At 66.6% G+C, this 2,350-nt stretch carries 1 protein-coding gene; it reads right to left on the bottom strand.

Annotated elements, in window-relative coordinates:
- Positions 1-2,350 (bottom strand): non-ribosomal peptide synthetase (locus ACSFCA_RS36440; protein WP_435462990.1); only part of this gene is annotated, 2,350 nt, incomplete at both ends.

Genomic DNA, 2,350 nt, shown 5'->3' with positions numbered 1-2,350 from the left:
GCGCCATCGGGCCAGGTCGCCGGAGCGGTACATGCGGCTGCCCGGGGTGCCGAAGGGGTTGGCGATGAAGCGCTCGGCGCTCAGGCCGGGGCGGTGCAGGTAGCCGCGTGCCAGGCCTGCGCCCGCGATGTACAGCTCGCCGGCCACGCCCGCGGGCACCGGCTGCAAGGAGGCGTCCAGCACGTAGGTCTGCGTGTTCCAGATCGGGCGACCGATCGAAGGAGCAGCGCTACTGAAATCCTGAAGGTCGTTGAGGGTCGACCAGATGGTCGTCTCCGTTGGCCCGTACAGATTCGTCAGACCGCGGCCGACGTCCTGCAGCGGATTGGCCAATTCCTGTGAAAGCGCCTCGCCCCCTGCAAGGATGCGAACGGCCGGCAGGTCACCAATGACCGGAAGAAGGTTTTGCCATAACGTTGGCGTGGCCTGCATGATCGTGATGCCCGATCCAGACATGACACGTGCCAGGGCAGGCGGGTCCAGCACGATGGACCGTGGAGCGATAACGATACGGCTTCCGCTGAGCAGTGGCAGAAAGATCTCGAGCGCAGCAATATCGAATCCGATGGTCGTCGTTGCGAGCATGCGGTCTTCGGGGGCCAACTGCAGATGGGTTCGCAGTGCCTGCATGAAGTTGCTCAAATTGACGTGAGCAACAACGACGCCTTTTGGTTTGCCCGTGGACCCCGATGTATAGATGACGTATGCGGGGTTGAGCGGCGTGAGCGGCCGGGTGCGGTGCCTGTCGGTGGGGTTGGTGTGGGGGGCGGCTGCGAGGGCGTGCAGGAGGGCGGGCTCGTCCATGCACAGCAGGGGCGGGCCCGATGGGAGCTGCGCAGCGCTGGCGCTGTCGGTAACGATGCACAGGGGCGCGGCGTCCTGGAGCATGAATGCGATGCGCTCTGGCGGGTAATCCACATCCAGGGGGAGGTAGGCGGCGCCGGCCTTGAGGATGGCCAGCAGGCTGACGACCAACTCCAGGGAGCGGGGCAATGCAAGGGCGACGAAGGTCTCGGGCCCCACGCCCTTTGCGATGAGGTGGTGAGCCAGGCGGTTGGCGCGTTCGTTGAGCTGGGCGTAGGTGAGCGTTGTGTCCTCGAAGACGAGGGCGGTGGCGTGGGGTGTTCTGGCGACTTGCAGCTCGAAGAGTTCGGACAGGGTGGCCTGGGGCACGGGGTGTGCAGTGTCGTTCCAGTCGAGCAGGATCTGCTGGCGCTCGGCGGGCTGCAGGATCTCGATGGCGCCGATGGGCTGGGTGGGGTCGGCAGCGATTGCTGCGAGCACGCGCTGCAGGCGTGCGGCCAGGCGCTGCACTGTGTCGCGCTCGAACAGGTCGGTGACGAACTCGATCTCGCCGAAGATGCCCTGGGCCGTGCCGTCCGCGCCACGCCGTTCCGTCAGGCTGAAGGACAGGTCGAACTTGGCGCTGTTGGCACCGATGAGTTCACCCTTGACCTGGATGCCCGGCAGCTCGAAGCTGGACTTTGCATTGTTCTGCAGGACGAGGGCCACCTGGAACAGCGGATGCCGCGCCATGGAGCGCACGGGGTTGAGCACCTCCACCAGACGCTCGAAGGGCAGGTCCTGGTGCTCGTAGGCGACCAAGTTGGTCTCGCGCACGCGCGCCAGCAGATCCTTGAAGCTGGGGTTGCCTGAGGTGTCGGTGCGCAGCACGAGCGTGTTGGTGAAGAAACCCACGAGATCGTTGAGGGCCTCGTCGGTGCGCCCGGCGATCGGGCTGCCCAGCGGAATGTCGGTGCCTGCCCCCAAGCGGGTGAAGAGCGTCGACAGCGCGGCCTGCAGCACCATGAACAGGCTGGCCTGGCCCTCGCGTGCGAGCACGGCAAGGCCCTGGTGCAGTGCTGCATCGAGCTGGAACACGATGCTCTCGCCGCGGTAGCTGGAGACCGCGGGGCGCGGCCGGTCGGTGGGCAGCTGCAACTGCTCGGGCAGGCCGGCGAGGGTCTTCTGCCAGTAGCTCAGTTGCCTTGCCATGACGCTGTCGGACTCGCTCTCGTGGCCCAGCAGCGCGTGCTGCCAGAGCGTGTAGTCGGCGTACTGCACGGGCAGCGGTGCCCACGCTGGCGACTTGCCTTGTGAGCGCGCACCGTAGGCCGTGGCCAGATCACGCGCCAGAGGCGCGGTGGACCATCCGTCGCTGACGATGTGGTGGCACAGCAGCAGCAGAACGTGATGCTCGGCATCGAGATGGAACAGCCAGGCGCGGAAGGGAATCTCGCGCGACAGCTCGAAGCCGTGGTCGGCCGCCTGGGCGATGTGCTGGGCGAGGGTTGCCTCCGTCACATCGGCCACCTCGAGGATGGCGCCCAGATGCCCGGGTTCCAGGATG

This window comes from Variovorax multivorans (assembly GCF_051216835.1).
GTDB lineage: Bacteria > Pseudomonadota > Gammaproteobacteria > Burkholderiales > Burkholderiaceae_C > Variovorax.
Note: the sequence above shows the minus strand (reverse complement) of the source record. Positions and strands in the feature narration are given on the sequence as shown.